The sequence below is a fragment of the Gemmatimonadota bacterium genome, assembly GCA_026387915.1.
Classification (GTDB): Bacteria; Gemmatimonadota; Gemmatimonadetes; order Gemmatimonadales; family Gemmatimonadaceae; genus Fen-1231.
In genome coordinates this window covers 1-20,647 of sequence record JAPLKS010000017.1, presented here as the reverse complement: position 1 = coordinate 20,647, position 20,647 = coordinate 1, and the positions used below count along the sequence as shown (strand labels likewise).

The 20,647-nt window shown below is 62.3% G+C and carries 18 protein-coding genes and 1 pseudogene; 9 read left to right on the top strand and 10 right to left on the bottom strand.

All coding sequences use genetic code 11. The annotated features are described in order from the left end of the window. Genes flgN through csrA form a run of 3 tightly spaced genes read left to right on the top strand, consistent with a single transcriptional unit; the run spans position 1 to position 2,230 of the window. On the top strand, positions 1-564 hold the full coding sequence (flgN, locus tag NTZ43_09840) for a flagellar export chaperone FlgN (GenBank protein MCX5767507.1): 564 nt from the start codon (positions 1-3) through the stop codon (positions 562-564). 8 nt (positions 565-572) lie between these two features. After that, positions 573-1,985, top strand: coding sequence for a flagellar hook-associated protein FlgK (flgK, locus tag NTZ43_09835; protein ID MCX5767506.1), 1,413 nt, complete (start codon positions 573-575; stop codon positions 1,983-1,985). Between the two features lie 11 nt (positions 1,986-1,996). Beyond that, positions 1,997-2,230, top strand: a complete 234-nt coding sequence (csrA, locus tag NTZ43_09830) for a carbon storage regulator CsrA (GenBank protein ID MCX5767505.1) — start codon at positions 1,997-1,999, stop codon at positions 2,228-2,230. 83 nt (positions 2,231-2,313) lie between these two features. On the opposite strand, the gene NTZ43_09825 is transcribed toward csrA, so the two are convergent. Continuing rightward, positions 2,314-2,997, bottom strand: coding sequence for a hypothetical protein (locus NTZ43_09825; protein MCX5767504.1), 684 nt, complete (start codon positions 2,995-2,997; stop codon positions 2,314-2,316). 105 nt (positions 2,998-3,102) lie between these two features. Here NTZ43_09825 and motA point away from each other — a divergent pair, with 105 nt between their 5' ends. Both motA and NTZ43_09815 read left to right on the top strand, forming a co-directional pair. Continuing rightward, positions 3,103-3,960: a flagellar motor stator protein MotA gene (gene motA / locus NTZ43_09820; protein MCX5767503.1), complete on the top strand. Its 858-nt coding sequence runs from the start codon at positions 3,103-3,105 to the stop codon at positions 3,958-3,960. Beyond that, positions 3,961-4,887: an OmpA family protein gene (locus NTZ43_09815; GenBank protein ID MCX5767502.1), complete on the top strand. Its 927-nt coding sequence runs from the start codon at positions 3,961-3,963 to the stop codon at positions 4,885-4,887. It begins immediately after the preceding gene. A gap of 52 nt (positions 4,888-4,939) precedes the next feature. Here the strand turns inward: NTZ43_09815 and NTZ43_09810 are convergent, their stop codons facing one another. The 3 genes from NTZ43_09810 to NTZ43_09800 all read right to left on the bottom strand — a co-directional run bounded on the left by NTZ43_09810 (position 4,940) and on the right by NTZ43_09800 (position 8,917). Further along, positions 4,940-6,160 carry an EAL domain-containing protein gene (locus NTZ43_09810; GenBank protein ID MCX5767501.1) on the bottom strand — a complete coding sequence of 407 codons (1,221 nt, stop codon included), beginning with the start codon at positions 6,158-6,160 and terminating at the stop codon, positions 4,940-4,942. A 109-nt stretch (positions 6,161-6,269) separates the two neighbouring features. Then, entirely contained in the window at positions 6,270-7,352 is a 1,083-nt protein-coding gene (locus NTZ43_09805; GenBank protein MCX5767500.1) for a DNA adenine methylase, read from the bottom strand. Next, positions 7,349-8,917: a 4-coumarate--CoA ligase family protein gene (locus tag NTZ43_09800; protein ID MCX5767499.1), complete on the bottom strand. Its 1,569-nt coding sequence runs from the start codon at positions 8,915-8,917 to the stop codon at positions 7,349-7,351. Before NTZ43_09800 ends, NTZ43_09805 begins: the two co-directional genes overlap by 4 nt. Positions 8,918-9,084: 167 nt before the next feature. Between NTZ43_09800 and NTZ43_09795 the strand changes: the two genes are divergently transcribed. From NTZ43_09795 to NTZ43_09785, 3 genes are all read left to right on the top strand, one after another. Then, positions 9,085-11,409 carry a 3-hydroxyacyl-CoA dehydrogenase/enoyl-CoA hydratase family protein gene (locus NTZ43_09795; protein MCX5767498.1) on the top strand — a complete coding sequence of 775 codons (2,325 nt, stop codon included), beginning with the start codon at positions 9,085-9,087 and terminating at the stop codon, positions 11,407-11,409. Positions 11,410-11,496: 87 nt separating this feature from the next. Further along, entirely contained in the window at positions 11,497-12,666 is a 1,170-nt protein-coding gene (locus tag NTZ43_09790; protein ID MCX5767497.1) for a thiolase family protein, read from the top strand. 37 nt (positions 12,667-12,703) lie between these two features. Further along, a complete protein-coding gene (locus NTZ43_09785) occupies positions 12,704-13,198 on the top strand; it encodes a DinB family protein (GenBank protein ID MCX5767496.1) in 495 nt (164 codons plus the stop codon). 49 nt (positions 13,199-13,247) lie between these two features. On the opposite strand, the gene NTZ43_09780 is transcribed toward NTZ43_09785, so the two are convergent. Both NTZ43_09780 and NTZ43_09775 read right to left on the bottom strand, forming a co-directional pair. Beyond that, positions 13,248-14,126 carry a DUF1259 domain-containing protein gene (locus tag NTZ43_09780; protein MCX5767495.1) on the bottom strand — a complete coding sequence of 293 codons (879 nt, stop codon included), beginning with the start codon at positions 14,124-14,126 and terminating at the stop codon, positions 13,248-13,250. Between the two features lie 74 nt (positions 14,127-14,200). Further along, positions 14,201-17,560, bottom strand: a complete 3,360-nt coding sequence (locus tag NTZ43_09775) for an amidohydrolase family protein (protein ID MCX5767494.1) — start codon at positions 17,558-17,560, stop codon at positions 14,201-14,203. Positions 17,561-17,767: 207 nt separating this feature from the next. Here NTZ43_09775 and argG point away from each other — a divergent pair, with 207 nt between their 5' ends. After that, positions 17,768-19,102, top strand: a complete 1,335-nt coding sequence (gene argG / locus NTZ43_09770) for an argininosuccinate synthase (GenBank protein ID MCX5767493.1) — start codon at positions 17,768-17,770, stop codon at positions 19,100-19,102. A 76-nt stretch (positions 19,103-19,178) separates the two neighbouring features. Here the strand turns inward: argG and NTZ43_09765 are convergent, their stop codons facing one another. The 4 genes and pseudogenes from NTZ43_09765 to NTZ43_09750 all read right to left on the bottom strand — a co-directional run. Beyond that, positions 19,179-19,556 (bottom strand): hypothetical protein, encoded by a 378-nt coding sequence (locus NTZ43_09765; GenBank protein ID MCX5767492.1) that lies wholly within the window; start codon positions 19,554-19,556, stop codon positions 19,179-19,181. A gap of 90 nt (positions 19,557-19,646) precedes the next feature. Then, on the bottom strand, positions 19,647-19,916 hold the full coding sequence (locus tag NTZ43_09760; GenBank protein MCX5767491.1) for a BrnA antitoxin family protein: 270 nt from the start codon (positions 19,914-19,916) through the stop codon (positions 19,647-19,649). A 123-nt stretch (positions 19,917-20,039) separates the two neighbouring features. Next, positions 20,040-20,132, bottom strand: a pseudogene (locus NTZ43_09755) (BrnT family toxin). 62 nt (positions 20,133-20,194) lie between these two features. Continuing rightward, a partial coding sequence (locus NTZ43_09750; protein MCX5767490.1) for a hypothetical protein occupies positions 20,195-20,647 on the bottom strand: 453 nt, incomplete at its 5' end.

The window sequence follows — 20,647 nt, the reverse complement described above, 5'->3', positions numbered from 1 at the left end:
ATGCCCGCAGTGATTCCTGCTGGAAATCTCATGCTCATGCGCACGCCCATTGCTCACACGTCGGCGACGGTGGCGGCCCTGGGTGACGCGTTGCATTCTGAGGCGCGGTTGCTCGCCGATCTCATTGCGATCATGCGTCGTCAGCGCGACGCCGTGGCGCGCGACGACCTCGACGCCGTGGACGATTCTGTATTTGCGACGCATCGTGTGCTCGTCACACTCGGCGAAGCGCGTCGTCGTCGCCGCTCACTGAATCATATGCTCGGCGAGGGTGATGACCTCAGCCTCTCCGGCATTGAAGACTTCTTTGTTGGCGAGGCGCCTGAGGCGGTGCGCGAAGCGGTGGCGGTGGTGACGCGCGAAGCGCGGTTGTTGCAGCGCGAGGTGGAGGTCAACCGCCGCGTGCTCCGCGGCGCGATTGATTCCGCGGATCAGTACGTGCGGGCGATGTGCGGCGTGGCCGCGACGCCTGCGTCTGGGTATCCCGCCGCCGCCGTTGCTGGTGGTGCGGCAGTCACTTATGCGCCCCGTCAAGGTGGCGCGCTACTCGACCGGAGAGTCTAATGGCCTCGATGGACTCCCTCTTCGGCGTCGGGCGCTCGGCGATTCTGGCGCAGCAAGCGGCGATTCAGGTTGCCGGTCACAACATCGCGAACGCCGAAACGCCCGGATATACCCGTGAGAGCGTGCAACTCACGGCGGCGCCGCCCGAGTATAGTGGGCTCCACACCTTTGGCACCGGCGTCGCGATCTCCAACGTCGTGAGCGCGCGGGATGCGCTGCTCAGCGCCGAGGTTCGTTCGCAGAACACGCCTGCCAGTTCGTTTAAGACGCGGGCTGGACTGCTGGGGCAAGTGGAAACCGTGCTTGGCGACCCGAACACGAACGCACTCAGTGGCGCGATCGACGGGTTCTACAATGCGTGGAGTGATCTCTCGTCAAATCCCGCTGACGCGGCTTCGAAAACGGTCGTGCAACAGCGCGCGCAGACGCTCGTCGATTCGTTCCACACCTATGCGAGCCAGTTGACGGAAGTCGGGACGCAGGCCAGCAACAGCCTCGCCGACTCCATCCGTACAGTCAACAGCCTCACCACGAAGATCGCCCAGATCAATAAGCTCATTGTGCCGGCCGAGGCCACTGGCCAGCCAGCCAATGATTTGCGTGACCAGCGCGATCAGTTGATTGACCAGCTGTCGACGATCGTGCCGATCACCGTCATGGATCGTGCGGACGGCGGCAATCAAATTGTGATTGGCAGCGTGTCGATCGTGGACGGTGGCGACGCCAAAACGCTTACTCTGAATAACACGACCGTTTCCGTCACGTCGCCCACGGGCACGGGAATGCCGCTGCGCAGTTTGGGTGGCCAGATGGGCGCCTACATCGATTTTTTGAGCACCGACCTGCCGGGAGTGCAGGGGCAGCTCAACGCCATCGCGTCCGCGATCATCACGGATGTGAACACCGTGCACAAGACCGGGTGGTCAACGGCGGAGGGTGCGGGCGGGGTCGCTGGAAACTGGGACGTCAACGCGCCGCCGACCGGATCGAACGTCGATTTCTTCGACTCGACCCCTGGAAACGCCTCGGCAATAAATATCAGTCTGTCGGCTTCTGTCGCCGCCAGTGCCTCGGCCATTGCCTCGGGTAACACACGCAACGCCGCGGGGAACAACACGGTCGCGCTCAATGTTGCGGCTTTGCGCGACAATTCCCCCTCCGCTGCCGGAAATTCGGTCACCGGCGCCTTCCGGACCCTTGTGTCCGGCCTCGCCGTGAAGAAGAATTCAGCAGACGATTCCGCGACGGTTTACAAAACCTTGGCGGATCAGGCTTCCAACCGTCGACAAAGTGCGACCGGCGTGAACACCGATGAAGAACTGATGAAGCTGATTCGCTATCAGCAGGCATTCATCGCGGCGTCGAAGTACATGCAGACGGTCAACGAAATGTCCCAATCGCTGATGTCCATCAAGCAGTAAGAGGCCGCAGTATGCTCATCCTGAGCCGCAAGGAAGGCGACTCGATTGTGATCGGCGGGGACATTCGGATCATTGTCCTCAGTACCGATCGCCACGGCGTGCGTTTGGGCATCGAAGCCCCCACGGACGTGCGCATTTTACGCGGCGAAATCGTGAGTCAGGTGGAGAAGGAAAATCAGCGCGCCACCGAGGGCGGTTCGGCCATCGAGTGGGCCGATCTCGTTCCGCCACCGCCAAAGAAGTAGCGCCATTGCCGCCAGACGGCGGCCGCACACCGCGCGCCGCCGCGCTCGCTTATCCGCCGCGCTCGCTTATCCGCCGCGCTCGCTTATCCGCCGCGCTCGCGCCGCCGCAAAAACGCCAGTGATCCCACACGCAGTCGCACGCACACGCCGCCTCGCGGCGTTTTTTCCACATGCACTTCGCCCGCCGCATCGCGCGCGAGCCAGCGCACGCCGTGAATTTCTTCCGGCCACTCCGACTGCATCGCCGCCGGTCCGCTGGTTTCCGCAATGATTTCCACAGCGTCGGCATCACCGGAATAGCGAAGCACCACCCCGGCCGACACATCGTCAGGGTTTAGGTGCCGCCCGGCCGCGCTCAGCAGGAGCAGCAACGTCTGCACCATCGCCGTGGAGTGGTAGAGCACCGGCGGGGTCGCGGGGTCGCCCTCGACTCGGCACAGGACATCACGCAGCCCGTAATGGTGCTCAAAGAGGGAGACTGCGGCGGCGACCGCTTCGGCCACTTGGGAGGGCTCCGGCGCAGGGCTCCCGACAAAGGGGAGCAATCTATAGAGACGGAGCAACTCCTCCATCCGGTCGATCTCCCCTTCGACTCGCTGGCCCATCGTTTGGGTGCCGTCTTCGCTTCCCAGCCCTGCGGCTACGGCGCCGAGCGAGGAGAGGCGGTTACTGAAACTATGGTTGAGTCCGCGTAACACGTTGCCAGACAACGAGTTCCACGCTTCTGCAGCCAAGCCAAGGTTTGGGGCTTCGTTTTGTGTCGTCACGACGGTATTTGGCAGTGAAAATGGTAGAGTTTCACCCAGTGCGGGACGATACTCTCCTTTGCGGACAGGAAGTCCTGGCTCCACCTCGGTATCGGACGAAACGCTGTGTTCCTAATCATCGGTCTTGTAATCGTCTTCGGCAGTATTGTAGGCGGTTATGTCATGCACCACGGCGAACTCGCCGTTTTGGTGCAAGTCAACGAATTTCTCATCATCGGCGGCGCTGGCCTGGGGTCCCTCATTATCGGGAACCCGCCAGGCACGATGAAGTCTGCGCTTACCATGACGCTCGGGCTGCTGAAGCCTGATCCGTTTAACGGGAAGGCGTACGGCGAACTGCTACAGGTACTCTACGAGATTCTCCGCACCGCCCGCAAGGACGGACTGATCGGCCTCGAAAAACACATCGAGAATCCGGCGGAAAGCGAGATCTTTGTGAAGTATCCGAACTTTCTGCATCACGGCGCTGCCGTGTCGATGCTGTGCGACACCCTCAAGGTACTGCTGAGCGGGACGGTGGAGGATCACCATCTCGCCGAAATCCTCGACATTGACCTCGAGCAGCAGCACCACGAGGCGATGGCCGCCCCGGCCGCCATCAACAAAGTCGGCGACGCGATGCCCGGATTCGGCATCGTGGCCGCCGTGCTCGGCGTCATCATCACCATGGGCTCGATTGGCGGCGCTGCCAGTGAAATCGGCGAGAAGGTCGCCGCGGCACTCGTCGGCACCTTCTTAGGCATTTTGCTCTCCTATGGCGTGATGGGTCCCATCGCGCAGGCGATCGAAGCGCGCATTGCCTCGGAGCACGCCTATATGCTGTGCATCAAGACGGCCCTGTTGTCGTTTGCGCGCGGCGACGCGCCGATGTCGGCCGTGGAATTTGCGCGACGCAACATTGAACCTGGTCATCGTCCGTCGTTCGCCGAGCTCGAAGCGCTGACGCGGCCGAAGGCGGCGTAAGTGAGCAAAGACGCCTCGAAGCGCCCTATCATCATCAAGCGAGTCAAGAAGGCGGCCCACGGCCACCACGGCGGATCGTGGAAGGTCGCGTACGCCGACTTCGTGACCGCAATGATGGCGTTCTTCATGGTGATGTGGATCCTCGGCATGGACGACGCCACCAAAAAGGCGATCGAAGGCTATTTCTCGAGTCCCGCGGGATTCAAGAAAGGCTACGGCTCAGGCGCGAGTCCGTTGTCGACGGGCAACACGCCGACGAAGCTGAAAGACGAAGCCATCAAGCTGATCGTCCACACCTCGCAGGAAAAAAACTTCATCAAGGTAGCGGGGCAGATCAAAACGCGCCTCGACTCTGCCAAAGGCGCGCTGGGCTCGGCGAAGTTTGAAGTCACGGTCACGAGCCGCGGCCTGCGGATTGATCTCATTGAAAGTGGGAAGGGCGAAAATTTCTTTCCGCGCGGATCGGCGTCTATGACGTCCGTCACGCGCATTAGCTTAGCGCTGATCGCCGACGAACTCCTCGCGCTCAAGAATCCAGTCGTCGTCGAAGGGCATACCGATGCGGCGACCTACGCCGCGCATGCGCAGTATACGAACTGGGAGTTGTCCACCGATCGAGCGAACGCCGCACGGCGCGTGCTTGCGGATGCCGGCCTGACCGGCGGACGCGTGGTGGAGATTCGCGGACTCGCCGACACGCAGCTGCGAAACCCCAACGACCCCACGGCATCGGAGAACCGGCGCATTTCGCTCTTGCTGCCGTTCAGCGATCCGCCGCCGTCGAGTCCGGAGCCCACATCGCCAACAGCGCCAGGGACTCCAGGCGTCGGTTCGACGACAGCGGCCGTGCCCACCGTCGTGGTGCCGCCTACTGCGGGTGGTGCCGCAGCAAAAACGGTGGTGAAGTCCACGCCTGGCGCGCAGTAGTCGGCAGGAGGGTGCGGTGATATGACCGCTCCCGCAGCTGCTACCGCTGCTGTTAGCGTTGCTGCAGAACCTCGCGGGCCCAGGCGCCGGCTTCGGAATACCACTCGGGGAGTTGATCGATCACACCGAGTTCGGTTCCGCGTGTAATCGCCTGTTCCCAGTCACCGCGCGCATAGCTGGTGGCCGTCTCGAGATATGGCGTGTACGGCCCCGCCTCCTTCAGTAGCGCAAGCTCCACTTCCGACGACACGCGCACCTGCCGGAGGAGCTCCGGCATCGGCAGACCGAGAATGGCGTCGAACACCGAGAGTACGCCGGTGAGAAAGAGCGATGGGGCCGCAGCTTTCATTCCCGTGTTGAGCGCCAGCAGCTCGCAGAGCCGGCCTCGCTCGAGTGCGGAGAGCATCATTTCGCGGTCAATGCCCGTGCTCATAGGCGCGCTATTCACAAAGAGCAGCGTAAGCCAGCGGTGCAGCGGCGCGCGTCCAATCATGCGCACGGCCTGTTGAATGGATTCAATTCCCGAGCCGCCCATGCCCGCCGAGTTGACGATGCGGAGCAGTTTGTAGCTCAGCCCTGGATCCGAGCGGAACGCCGTTTCGAGATCGCGATCGGTGGCGCGCTGGTCGAGCACCATGTTCATCACTTTCACCACGCCAATCATCCCGGCGGGGAGATCGCGGCGTTTGACAATTTCTGGGCGGCTAAAATAGTAGCCCTGAAAGAGCGTAAAGCCGAGCGCGCGGCATTGGGCAAACATCGCGGCATCTTCAATGCGTTCCGCGAGTAGCGTCACCTTATACGGCTTGAGTCGCTTGACGAGTGCCTGCAAGTGTTCGCTGGTGGCGCCGAGGACGTCGACCTTGACGATATGCGCGAGCTTGAGGAATGGCTCGTATTCTTCGCCCGCGGCAAAGTCGTCGAGCGCGAGGCGAAATCCTTTTTCGCGCAGCGCGTGCGCGGCCGCGATGGTTTCGGCATCGCACTCAATGGTTTCGAGCAGTTCGATGGTAATCGACGACGGATCAGTGAAGGCGAAATCGTGATTGAGGAGCAGCTCGCGCGGAAAGTTGATAAACGCGGGCACGCCGCCGGTGAGCTGTTCGAGTCCGATCGTGAGAATCCCCGTCACGATGGTCGTACTGCTCATCTTCATCGAGTCTTCTTGCCCAGCCGCGGTCGCCGTTTTGGCTGGGCGGTAGAGCAGTTCGTATCCGGCCAGCTTATTGTCGAGATCGAAAATCGGCTGGCGTGCGATGAAGGCTTCGCTCACGGCGGTGTCGTTGGCGCAGGGGGAGAGGCTGTTTCGTCGGCGAAACAGCGCATTTGTATGAGTATCGGCTTGGGACCGCTGGCGCAACAACTCGAGGGTGCCGACACCGTTACGGAGCCGCCGGTTCCCCAGCGAGTAGGCCCCGCTCGGCGCGCTCCACAATGGCGCCAGCCTCCGGCCCCGCCACAAATAGAAATTCACGATTGGTGAGGTGGCTGACCGTCCCCACCTTCTCGCCGCGCGGGTTGTGAATGCCAATCTGGGCGCCCACATACCGCCGGAAGGCCACCGGCATGGCTGCGACTTCGCCATGCGACGACTCGAGTAGCGCAACAATGTCGTCGTAGTGGAAATACCCTTCGTTACTGAACGACACTATGCAGTAGCGCGCCGGAAGCGCCCGCACGAGTTCGGAGAATGCGGTCCAGGCGCGCGCGCGCACATTGTAAGCACTTTTGGTGGTGCGGCAATCCACGCGCTTGCGCGCCACGCCGTACGCCTCGGGCGCATCGTGGCGGACGATGGTCTCCCACACGTGATAGTTGGAGAAGTATGAATGCTGATTGTACGGCGGATCGAGATAGGCGATGTCCATCGGCGCGAGCTGGGTGGCTAGCACATTCGCATCTTCGCGAAACACCGTGCCGGTGCCGGCAATCAGTTCCGGCATGCGGAGCTGCATCGTCTGATGCGAGCGTGGCGCCCAGCCCTTGAGATACGCCATCTGCAGGCCAGTCGTGGAATCCACGCGGTCGGCCGCGAGGAGCAGCGCTGTCAGTAGCACCGCGCGCTCGGTGGCGCCCTCAGCGACGCCGTCGAGCGCGTCGCGAATGGCATCAATCCGGCGGCCGTTGAACGGCTGAAAATAGCGCGCTTCTTCACAGAAGGTGCGCGTGACGTAGCCATCGTGCCCTGGCAGCGCATCGAGATACTGCAGCTTGTCGGCGATCGCGCGCACGGCGGCCGCATCGCTGCCATCCATGGCGATGTAGCAGGTCGCGAGTATTTCGCTGTACGAGGCGAGGTCATTGGCCGTCACGGCAAAGCTGCGGCGCTTGAGCGCCTGAGCGACACGCGTGGTTCCGGTGAACACATCGGCCACGGTGTGCGCGCCACTCTGCTCACGCACGGCGTCCGCCAGTGCCACGAGCCGTGGCACCAACGTCCGCTTCGAGCCTAAATACTTAATCACCCCTCAGCCTTGGCCCGCTCTTTGGCAATGAGTTCGCGACGGAGAATCTTGCCCGATGCCGACTTGGGAATCTTGTCTACGAATTCCACCACGCGCACTTTCTTGTACGGCGCCACCACGCCGGCGACGAACGCCATGATCTCCGCTGCTTCGCACGGCTCACGCAGCACCACGAATGCCTTCGGTACTTCGCCAGCCTCTTCGTCCGCCAGCGGAATCACCGCGGCGTCCGCCACCTTCGGATGCGTGAGCAACACCGCCTCGAGTTCGGCGGGCGCCACCTGATAGCCTTTGTACTTAATGAATTCCTTGAGGCGGTCCACGATATAGAAGAAGCCATCATCGTCGGCGTAGGCGACGTCGCCCGTCCGGAGCCAGCCTTCGGCATCGATTGCCGCCGCCGTAGCTTCGGTCTGATTTAGATAGCCTTTCATCACCTGCGGACCGCGGATGTACAGTTCACCGCGTTCATTGGGGCCCAGTTCGCGCCCATTTTCGAGATCCATAATCCGACACTCGGTGTTGGGCACCACCAATCCACACGAACCGGGCTTGTACTGCGAGCGATCGAACGGCGTGAAGTGCGTGACCGGGCTCGTCTCCGTCATACCGTAGCCCTGCTTGGCAAACACACCAAGTCGGTCGTCAATGGCTTTCTCGAGTTCGCCGCTCAGCGGAGCCGCGCCCGAGTTAATCATCTTGAGCGACGAGAGATCGTATTTGTCCACCATCGGATGTTTGGCCAACGCCAACGCGATGGGCGGCACGAGATACGCCGACACCACTTTGTATTCCTGCGAGAGCCGCAGGTAGGTCTCGAGATCGAACTGCGGCAGCGTGACCACGGTGGCGCCGCGACGCAGTACAGCGCAGAGGATGACGACCATGCCGTAGATATGAAAAAACGGCAAGATCCCCATCGTGTGGTCGCCGGGGTTCGAAATGTCGATGAAATCGCACTGTGCGACGTTCGCCACGAGGTTGCGATGCGTGAGCATTACCCCTTTGGGCAAGCCGGTCGTGCCGCTGGAGTACGGGAGCGCGACAATATCGTTGGCTGGATCGATCGGCGGCGCTGTGGCCGTCCCATCGTTGTCCACAAATGAGGCGAAAGTGGTGCAGCCAGGGGCCTCACCAAAAACGATGACTTCCGCTCCCCCGACCAGCGCCGCAGCCTGCAGCGTACGCTCGGCGAGGGCCGGGATCGTCACAATCAGGCGGGCACCGGAGTCGCGCAACTGCTTGGCCAGTTCCTCGGCGCCATACATCGGGTTAGCCGTGGTGTTCATCCCGCCCATCGAGGCCACGCCGAAGAACACCGCCGCGTACTCGGGGATATTGGGGCTGAAGATGCAAAGGGCGTCGCCCGGCTTGAACCCACGGGCGGCCAGCCCCCCCATCACCCGCCGAATGAGTGTCTGGAGCTCCCCGAAGGTGACGCGCCGGCCGGTGGGGCCATCAATAAGAGCGGCGTAATCCCGAAATTCGTCCACCCGGGCAAAGACGTAGTCAGTGAGCGCAACGTCGGGGATGACGGCGTCCGGAAAGCGGCTGCGGAAAATCATCGGTCAAAACCCTGTGGTGAGGGGGGCAGCGTGGGTAATAGCTCTTTCGCGGCCGCTCGGCAATCCGGGACGACAGCCGAACCGACTGGCTGACGCTACATTAAAAGGAAGCGCGGCGAGCTTTGCAACCCGCGTCTCACTTTTCTGCCTCACGTTCGAGGATTCTGATGCGAATCACCAAAGTCGGTGTAGTCGGCGCCGGCGTGATGGGACACGGCATCGCCGCGCTCTGTGCCTCCGCCGGATTCCCCGTTGTCCTGCTCGATATTCCGGGCTCGGACGACCCCTCCTCCCCGGATCGCTCCGCACCCGCCAAAGGCGGCCTGCAAAAAGCGATCAAGAACAAGCCGGCCGCGTTCATGGACACGGACCGCGCCGCGCTCGTGCAGACCGGCAACACGGTCGACCATCTGCAGCTGCTCGCCGATTGCGACTGGATTGTGGAAGTCATCATCGAGCAACCCAAGCCGAAACAGGAATTGTTCGCGCGCATCGAACAGATCGCGCCGAACGCGATCGTCACGTCGAACACCTCGGGCATTCCGATGTCCGTGCTGCTCGAAGGACGCAGCGACAAATTCCGCCGCCAGTTCTGCGGCACGCACTACTTCAATCCCCCGCGCTACATGCACCTGCTTGAAATCATCCCGACGCCCGACACGGCGCCGGAGGTGCTCGACGCGGTGCGTCACTTCCAAGAACGCATCCTCGGCAAAGGCATTGTCATTGCCAAGGATGTGCCGGGTTTTGTGGCCAACCGACTCGGCGTGCATGGCATGGTCGTGGCGGGTCGCGCGATGATGAAGCACGATCTCACGATCAGCGAGGTGGACACGCTCACCGGCTCGCTGATTGCTCGCGCCAAAACCGCGACCTTCCGCACCGGCGATCTCTCGGGCATCGACGTGCTCGTGCATGTCACCAAAGGGTTGAGCGACACTACGGGCGAAGATTTGTCGCTCGCGCCGTGGATTCACGATCTCGTCAAGAGCGGCCGCCTCGGCGACAAAACCAAGGCCGGCTTCTACAACAAGAAAGGCAAAGACATTCTCACGCTCAACTGGAAAACACTCGAGTACGAGAACCAGGGGCGTTTCTCTTCGCCGGAGTTGGACGCGCTGCAAAAGCTTCCGGCCGCAGCGCGCATCAATAAGGCCAAGGATCTTCCGGGCAAGCACGGCGATTTCCTGCGCGACATCCTGATTGAGCAGTGTCACTATTGCCTCACGCTCACGCCGACGCTCGCCTACGACATTGTCGCAGTTGATCGCGCGCTCGTCTGGGGCTACGGATGGGAAATCGGACCGTTCCAAGTGATGGATGCGCTCGGACTCGATTGGCTGCGCGCGCAGTTCAAGGCCGCAGGCAAGGATGAGCCCGCGCTCCTCAAGGCGACCGGCGCCAAGTTCTACGACGGCGAAGGGACTGCGGTCACCATTCCCGCTATCGAAAAGAATGCACCGAATGGCAAGCGTACCGGCGTGCCTGCCATTCCTGGGCAGTTGGTACTCGCGCACACGACGATTATCGATTCCAACAAAGAAGCGCGCGTACGCGATCTCGGCGACGGTGTGCTCTGCCTCGAATTCTGCGGCAAGATGAATACCCTCGGTGCTGGCGTGCTCGACATGGTGGCACGCACCATCGATCGCGTCAACACCGGCAAGTATGTGGGCCTCGTGCTGGGCAATGACGACCCGCGTACCTTCAGCGCCGGCGCCAACCTCGGCGCAGCGGCTGGTGCGGCGGCGAGCGGCGACTGGAAAGCCATTGAAGCAAGCGTGAAGGCGTTCCAGGATTCCGTGATGAGCGTGCGTCGCGCACCCTTCCCCGTGGTGAGCGCGCCGTTCGGACTCACGCTCGGTGGCGGCGTGGAGTTCTCGCTCCACTGCGACCGCGTGCAGGCGCACGCCGAGTTGTATATGGGATTGGTGGAAGTCGGCGTCGGCATCATTCCGAGCGGTTGCGGCACCAAGGAACTGATTTTCCGCTTTACCGAGGCGCTCAAGCCGTACGAAGAGGCTGATCCATTTGAGGCGGCCAAGCGTGCGTTCAAGCTGATCGCGCTTGCCGCGACCAGTTCAAGTGCCAGTGAAGCTCGGAAGATGGGTTTCCTGCGTCCGATGGCCGATCGTATTTCGTTCAACCGTGACACCCTCATCACCGACGCCAAGATGCGCGTGCTGGACTTAGCACCCGACTATGTGGCGCCGGCGATGAAGACCATTCGAGTAGGCGGCAAAGAAACGCTCGGCAATCTTGACTATGCGCTCTGGTCGTTCAAGGAAGCCGGTCAGGCCAGCGAACACGACGTGCGCATTGGGCATTGGGTGGCCTATGTGCTCGCCGGCGGTGATGGCGCCCCGCGCGACGTCACCGAACAGGATCTGATCGATCTCGAGCGCGAAGCGACGCTCTCGCTCCTCGGCACCGCCGAGACGCAGGCGCGCATCAAGCACATGCTCGAGACCGGCAAGCCGCTCCGCAACTGATGCCCTTGATCCGTGCATCCGTTGTTTACGGATCACGGGTCACGGTTAACCGTCAACTGCCTACTTGGTTTTCACACCATGACTCAATTGAAAGAAGTTGTCATCGTCAGTGCCGTTCGCACGGCCGTCGGCCGCGGTAAGAAAGACGGCGCGCTTGCGAACTGTCACCCTATCGATCTGTCCGCCACCGTTCTCCGGGGCGTGGTGGACAAGATTAAGCTGGACCCCGCCGTTATTGACGACGTGCTCTGGGGCTGCGCGATGCCTGAGTCGTCGCAGGGACTCAACGTCGCGCGTCTCGCTGTGATTCGTGCGGGCTTTCCGGTGGAAGTCAGTGCGGCCACCGTCAATCGCTTTTGTTCTTCTGGCCTGCAGACCATCGCGATGGCCGCGCAGGCTATTGCCTCTGGAATGAATGACGTCATCGTGGCCGGTGGCGTGGAGATGATGAGCCAAGTGCCGATGAGCGGCTATCACACGCGCTTGCATCCCGAACTCACTGAAGCCAGCATCGGCATGGGGTTTACCGCCGAGCGTGTGGCCAAGCGGTGGGGCATTACGCGTGAGATGCAGGATGCTTTCGCGGCGGGTAGCCAGACGAAGGCCGCCGCCGCGATTGCTGCTGGTAAGTTCACATCGGAAATCGTGTCGGTGAATGTGCCGGTCACCTCGTGGAAGGGTTCCAAGAAATCGGAGAAGATCGTGAGCGTCGCGACCGACGAACTCCCGCGCGCCGGCACCACCGCGGAATCGCTGGCCAAGTTGCCGCCCGCGTTCAAGCCAGGTGGCAGCGTGACGGCTGGTAACTCGAGCCCGTTGAGCGACGGCGCTGCGGCATTGGTGTTGATGAGCGCCGAACGCGCCAAGGCACTTGGCCTCAAGCCGTTGGCACGGTTCGTGACGTTCGCCACGGCTGGTGTTGAACCCGACGTGATGGGCATCGGCCCTGTGAAGGCCGTGCCGAAGGCGCTCTCGCGCGCCGGTCTCACACTTGGCGATATTAAGATGATCGAACTCAACGAGGCCTTTGCTGCACAGGGACTCGCCGTAATGAACGACCTCGGCATGAACCCTGAACTCGTGAACGTGAATGGTGGGGCGATTGCCCTTGGCCATCCGCTCGGTGCGACGGGCGCCAAGCTGTCCACGCAACTGGTGCACGAACTCGGCCGCCGCGGTGGCGGACTCGGGATGGTGACGATGTGCGTCGGTGGCGGTATGGGTGCTGCTGGCATCTTTGAAGTGTTCGCCGCGTGAACGGAAGAGCAGTCGACGATTTCACAGGGAGCGCACGATGAGTCTACGTACGACGCTGCGTGACCATCTCGTCACCGTGTGGGTGGGCGATCCGTGGTATGGCAACTCAGGACGCAAGATTCTCGAAGGTGTCACGGCGGCCGAAGCGGCGCAGCATCCCATTGCCGGGGTGCAGAGCATTTGGGAGTTCGTACTGCACCTGACGGCGTGGACCGAAGAGTGTGCGCGCCGTGTTGAGGGAGAGCCCGCGCACGATCCGGTGCGCGGCAACTGGCCCGCGGTGCCGTCAGCGACAGACGACGCCGCTTGGAAAGTGACGCTCGACGAACTCGGTAAAGCGCGCCAGCATGTGCTGGACGCTATTGAGAAGGCGCACGAGGAAGATCTCTACGGCCTGGTGGCCGGTGCGCCTGCTGGTTCCACGCCACGCACGCGAGCAGAAACGGCGGCTGGGCTCGTGGAGCACGACGTGTATCACTTTGGGCAGATTGCGCTGGTGAAGAAAGCGATTCGCGCCGGCGCCGCCAAGTAGCTGGCCAGTGGAACCGCGAGTCGCGGTTCCACTGGTTGTACAACTCCTGTTAGCGCGCGGCGTCGAGCGCAGCCCGCAGGCCGCTCAGTACCGCAGTCGGCGCGCCATCAGCCCAAAAGTGGATGTAGTAGATCTTGGGCGTCTCGCCAATCATGTGCGAATGCACGGCCGTCGCGGTGATGCCGTTTTTCGCGAGCGCAGAAATCACGGGCTGCACGCGGTCCTCCAGCACGGAGAAATCGCCCGTTGCCACGTACCGCGCGGCATCGACCATCTGAACATTGATCGGCGTGCCGTAGCCTTGAGCGGGCACGACCGTCATGCCGTGCATGGTCACCGGCACCTTTGGAATCACGACAGAGATTTGCACAATGGCGCCAGTCGCGCGGCCCGGTACGCCGAGTGTGCGAAAGACGAGGCCGCTGTCGATAGTGACGGGAGCTGGCGCGGCCGCGGTAACCGGCCGCGGCGTGTGTGTCTTGGCGAGCACTTTGTCGAACTTCACGGCTAAGGCGAGTGCGGAGCCCATGGCCTCGACGTGCACATAGGCGATTTGCGGCTCGCCCACTACGTGATTGTGAATCGCGGTGACCGCGATTCCCTGCGCGCTCAACTCGGCGAGCGTCGCCGTCATTTCGTCGCCCGGAAGTACGAGATCGCCCATCACGGTCGTTGCGGCCGGCGTACCTGCGAATCCGAGCCAGGTGCCCAGCGCTAGCGCGGGCGACACCGTCACATCACGCACCTTCAGCGTCAGGTCACGGCGAGGAAAGTTGTAGCGGATGTAACCATCGGCACGCGTGGGCGCGGTCTGTAGCACTTTGCCTACCGAATCCCACGTGGCCTGTGCATCCAGCTGTTGTGCTCCACCCATGCGCGAGGTGGCAATCATCATTACGGCAAAAGCGAGTAAACGGGTCGCGCGCATGGGGGGCTGCCTCATATCAGTGGTGTGCTACTCGGGTCCCTCCGCCGGCCCAGGGTCCGGCAGAGGGTTTGTTATTACGGCTTTCGCGGTGTGTCGTATACCGTGCTGGCCTTCACGTCGTTCCGTAGCATGTCGGCATTCACCCAATACGCATCGCCAAAGGGCTGCTTGCGCGGCCATAGCTCATCGAGCGAGAAGCCGTCGTACAAGGTACCACCCTTCATCACCCACTTGATGTCCATCGTGTTGCGGATGTTGTCGAGCGGGTTGGAGTTGAGCACCATAAAGTCTGCGAGCTTGCCGACTTCAATGCTGCCAATGTCTTTATCGGCACCGAGGAAGATGGCGCCGTGCTTGGAGGCTACTTCGAGCGCGCCCATGTTACCCAGTGCGGAGGCGCCCATCCACACTTCCCAATGTGGCGCGAGTCCGTGGTGCTCGCCGTGCGAACCCAGCGCGCCGTGGCCGCCTTCCTTAATAATGTCGGCCATCGCCTGCGCGATCAGCGGATAGCTGTAATCGGTGGCCGGACGCAACGTGCGCGTGCGCAACTGCGGCACGAGCGCGCGCCAGGGGAACCAATGCTGCTGCTTGGGATCCTTCCACCAATCTTGGCTCGCAAACCAGTACTCAATGTTCCAGCTCTGCGGACCTGCCACGACGAGCGTCGGTGAATAGGTGGCGCCTGCTGCACCAAGGAGCTTGGCGCCGTCGGAGTACATCGGCACTTCGCTGAACGGATGCTCCCACCCTGTTTGGCCGTCGAAGATCATGCCGAGATCTTCAAAGAAGTCACTCCCTTCGCTCGTGACGTTGAGGCCAATTTGGCGCGCGGCTTCGGTGACCCACTGCCGTTGGTCGCGACGGGGCTGCGCGTACTGCTTCATTTGTGTGGCGCCCCAATCGGACATACGCCGCACCAGCGCGAGCGCGCCGGCCAGATTGGAGATTTCGTTTGTGCGCGATCCGTCGCCGCTGCTGGCGTTGTCGCCGGTGCTGAAGGCGCGCGGGCCCACCATCGCGCCCGTCTCGATCATTTCAGCCGTGGGGAACACATTCTGACTCCACGTGCTGTTGTCCATCGTGGTCGTCACCCCGTAGGCGAGATAGATGGCCTGCTCAAAATCGTGCGCGGGCCGCATGCCACGCCACTCGCGATAATGGTGCGAGTGCATATCCACAAAGCCCGGGATAATTGTCTTTCCTTTGGCATCAATCACCTGCTGCGCACCAGCCGTACTGCACGTTCCCACGCAGGTGATGCGGCTTCCCTTCACGATGATTGTGCCGCGCTCAATCACCTTCCGCTGATCCAACGTCACAATGCGCGCGCCGGTAATCGCGACCGTGCCCTGTGGCACCGCGCGCGCGGCCTTCACGTTGAACGCCGTGGTGTCAATCTTCTTGGTGTCGGCGTGCCAAGCGAACATATGGTTGCCACTGCCCCACTCGAGCACCGCCGCCGTACGCCAACGCGGGAAGATGCCGCCGTCACGCGAGAGCTGTGTGACGGGGAATGCGCCGCGACGCTTCTGTACATCCTGTGGCGTGCCGCCAAGCCCGCCCCAGGCGAACGGTGTCACATACACATTGTCGCCTTCCTGAAACGCGAGCCAGGCACCATCTGGGCTCGGCACCATTTCGTCGGCGGCAGGGAATGTGACGTGCAACTGACGATCACTACCGTCGGCTTTCACACTCGAGAGCCCAGTCCCGCCGCCGCGACCACCGGCCGGCGCGCTGCGCTCGTCTGGCCAGAACAGACGCCCCTCGGGGCCGAAGCTCGGACGCAGCAGCTGACGACGCGCTTCGTTGCCCACACTCTGCCCCGTGGGACGTGACACCGTAGTGATCACCACGCCCGTGTCGTTGCCGTTCGCCGAGTAGCGTGCGAGATCGTACCACGCATTGTGCGTGAGCGTGCGACCGCGCGCCGTGGCACCTTCGCCGCGAGCGACCACCACCGAGCGACCATCGGGGCTCCACACGGGATCTACAAAATCGCCGGCGTCTGACGAGAGCCGCACCGGTTCGCCACCAGCGGCTGGCACTTTCCACAACTGACCGCGCGCGCCGTCATCCATCGACACAAAGGCAATCCACTGCCCGTCGGGGCTCCACACCGGCGCGTACTCAAGCGGCTTGAACGACGGCGGCGTTACACGATGCGGCGCGCCATTCGACCCGCTCTGCACATACACGCGGCCGAGCGCCTGAAAGAGCACGCGCGCGCCATCCGCCGTGGAGGCCGGCCAGCGCACGAACTGCGCTTTCACGGAATCGTCTGAAATACGAAACTGCTTGCGCGCCATTTCACCAATGGTGCGCTGCACCTTGGCGGTAAAGGCAATCGTGGATACCGCTCCACTCGCCACATCGAGACGGCGCAACTTGCCACCCTGAGCGAGCACAATCGATTTGCCATCGGCCGCCCACTTGTAGCGCGGCAACACACCGAGCGTTTTGGAGCCACTCGTCACAATCGGATCAATGGGATCCATCACCAATCGCTCGGCACCGGTTTTCATATCGCGCAGCCAAAGCGACGAACGGGGACCGTATTTGTGTCCTTTGAATTCGTAGAGCCCGTCAGGAATCTGGCGCGCAAAGGCCAGCCAGCGTCCATCGGGGGAGATTTCGGGTGCCACCGCGCCGCCGCTCGAGAAGCGACCAGCGGCCGCACCAACACTCTCTCCGTTGGTGACATCTACAATTTCACCGCCCTTAAAGCCGAACCGGCGAAGTTGCATCGAACCGGCCAGCAGATCGTGGTCGGTGATGGACGGCATGCTCACGTGATAATACAGGTACTTGCCATCACGACTCACGCTCGGCCACGCGCCACCATTCACCAGCATCACGCCGCTGCCACCATCCTTGTGGTACATCGCGAGCCCGGAACCGCCGCCGGCGCCCCCTTCCCCACCACCGCGACCGCCGCGGCGCACCACCACATACTGACCGTCTGGTGTCCACGCCGGTTCGGCCGCGGTCACGTTGAGATCGGTGTACACCGGGCGCGGATTCTTACCGTCGGCGTCCATCACCCACAGGTTGTTCTGCCCGCGGCGATCGGAGATGAACGCGACCGTCTTGCCGTCAGGACTCACGCGCGGCTGATAGTTGAGCGCCACGCCACTGTTCTGCGTGAGGCTTTCCGCCTCGCCACCGGCGCTCCGCACGCGGTACACGTGGCCTAGCAGGTCGAAGTAGATCCACTGCCCATCAGGGGATGGGTCGGCCGACATCCAGGTGCCTTCGGTGGTGGTGAAGGCGATGTCGCGCGTCTTGCCACGGGCGAGGCTGGCATCCCATCGAGCGCCGGCTGAATCCGCCGGCGCGCCGCCTCCGCGTTGGGCGTGCGCAGTGGTCGGCAGGAGAACGCACGACAGAAGGGCGGCCGCAGCGATGCGGCGTGGGAAATTCATAGCCATTTGAGCACCTCGGGGTGGAGTCAGCCCGGAAAACGTATCCCGTGCTGTACGCCTCAGCCAGAGGAGATGCTGAGCTTTTGCCCTGTGAAAAGGGGGTTGGGGCCACCGGACATACCCCGGTCCGTGTATCTTTCAGGGATTGCACGGGCAGGCCGAACCAGCGGCCCCGCCGAGTTCGCACGCATCACCCGAAAAGACGACCTACACGTGGCCAATATCCTCCAGTCCCTCCCCGTCGGCGAAAAGGTCGGCATCGCCTTTTCCGGCGGGCTCGATACCAGCGCGGCACTCCATTGGATGCGCGAAAAGGGCGCTATTCCGTTCGCCTACACCGCGAACCTCGGCCAGCCCGACGAAACCGACTACGACGAAATTCCGCGCAAGGCCTTGGCCTACGGCGCCGAGAAGGCGCGCCTGATTGAATGCCGCGCGCAGTTGGTGATGGAAGGGCTCGCCGCGCTCCAGTGCGGCGCCTTTCACGTGACTACCGCCGGTGCCACGTACTTCAACACGACCCCGCTCGGCCGCGCGATTACCGGCACGATGCTCGTGGCCGCTATGCGCCAAGACGACGTCAACATCTGGGGCGACGGCAGCACCTTCAAGGGCAACGACATTGAGCGGTTCTATCGCTATGGGTTGCTCACGAATCCCGATCTTCGCATCTACAAGCCGTGGCTCGATCAGCAGTTCATCGACGAGCTCGGCGGTCGCAAGGAAATGTCGGAGTACATGAACAGCCGTGGCTTTGCCTACAAGATGAGCACGGAAAAAGCGTACTCCACCGATTCCAACATCCTCGGCGCCACGCACGAAGCTAAGGATTTAGAATTCTTGAATAAGGGCATGCACATCGTCGAGCCGATTATGGGCGTCGCTTTCTGGAAGGACGACGTCAAGATTGCGCGCGAGACCGTGAGCATTCGTTTTGAAGAAGGGATGCCGGTGGCGATCAACGGCAAGACGTTTGAGTCGGCGCTCGCGCTGTTCACGGAAGCCAACGCCATTGGCGGTCGCCACGGGCTCGGCATGAGCGATCAGATTGAGAATCGCATTATCGAAGCCAAGAGCCGCGGTGTGTACGAAGCGCCGGGGATGGCGCTGTTGTACATCGCGTATGAGCGCCTTGTCACCGGCATCCACAACGAAGACACGATTGAGCAGTACCGCATCAACGGACGCCGACTCGGCCGCCTGTTGTATCAGGGGCGTTGGCTTGACTCGCAGGCGATGATGCTCCGCGATTCGGCGCAACGCTGGGTGGCGCGCGCTATTTCCGGCGAGGTGACGGTGGAGCTACGTCGCGGCAATGATTATTCGATTATGGACACGACGAGCCCGAACCTCACGTACAAGCCAGAGCGGCTGACAATGGAGCGCGGTGAAGCGTTCTTCACGCCGCTCGATCGTATTGGTCAGCTCACGATGCGCAATCTCGACATTGTGGATACGCGCGAGAAACTGATTCTCTACACGCAAACAGGCTTGCTGCGCGCGCCCAAGGACAGCGGCGTGCCGCAGCTACCGAGCGGCGACGAGTAGGTTCGGCGGCCGGTGATGAACAAATGCGGGGGGCCACGATCCACGTGGCCCCCCGCAGTATTTGCCCCTGTTGCTCTTACGGTTTTGCTTTTGCCACGCGTTTGGCAGAGAAGGAATCTTCCGCTTGACCGCCGAAGTCGACCGTTCCGGTCATGTCGTCGCCCACGATCTTGGCATGCACGGTGAGGGTGAGTCCGTTGCCGTTGTATTCCACGGTGTAGTTGAAGGCCACGGCGTCGCCCTTGATGATGCCGATGAGCGGCACGTCACCCGCCGAGCGTTTGACCACGCCGGAGAGGGAGTCGCCTTTGACGACGAAGGTGATTTTGTATGGACGGGCGCCGCCGGGGGTGTTGATGGAGGCGTCCCATTCGCCGGCGATCGACTGCGCGTGGGCGGCAGGGGCGATGGCGGCGGACAGTGCGAAGAGGAGCGCGATGGCAATGGTGCGCATCGGGGGACTCGGGGTGTGAGTGAGGGGGTGGCTGGCCGACTTATAAAGTATAGCCGCCTCCGCAACGGAAGGTAGGAGTGGCGGACGTTGTCACGATCCTCTCGGCCGCTTGGACCGCGCTAACTCTTCACGCACCACGCGGCGCACGATTTTCTCGAGCGGCTCCCGTTTGCGTTCCATTTCGCGGCGCAGGGCGTCGTTGATCATCGTCTGATAGTTGCCACCACCCGCCGTCTCGACCGTATCGCGATACCAGTCGAGGATATCGGTGTCGAGCCGAATGGTAATGCGCGTCTTTCCCGGCGGCGGCGGCACAACAGGGCCGCGCACTCCCTTCGAAAAGTCATATCCCGCACGCATTGCTCTGCTCCCATGAAGTACCAAAGTCGCTCCCGCCGGGCCGCCTGACGCGCGGAAAACATCCATCCCAGCGGTGACGAATCGCGCTTCCACCGGGTGTGGGTCGGGAATGGTCAGCGCGCGAGGATCGTCAAAGATCGCTAGCGCATCGGAGAATTTGACGCCGTGTTTTTCCCAGTTGGACGCCGCTTTCGCCGGATCCCATTCAAAAGACATGGGGCAGTATATGTACAATTGTACATACACTGCCCCATCACATCAATACACCCAACGCCGATTTACCGCCTGACGCGCACCACCCCAATGAGGCTCCGCCCTCTCTCCGTCATCGACCACGCCATCACCGCTCCGGCGGCCGTTTCGGCCAGCTGGGGATAGTTGCCGAGGCCCACGTTGCCCGCCGAGAGTTCGTCGAACGACGGCTTGCCGCCATCGTCGGCTTTGGCGCGAGCCAAATGAATCTTGCGACCGCCCGCTCCGATTTCGTCCCAGGCGAGCAGTAGCGAACCATCGGCCACCGTGATCAACTGCGCGTGGTGCGCCGCGCCCTTGGAGGGCACACGCACCCGCGGCGAAAACGAGCGTCCATCTTTGCTCATCGCATAAAAGAGCGCGAGCGGCGATTCCGTTTTTCCATCCGGCGGCGTGGGCCACACCACGTGCGCGCGCTTCTTACCATCCACCGCAAGCGTGGGGCCGTTGTCGGGGCAGCCGTCGAATGCCCAATGGTC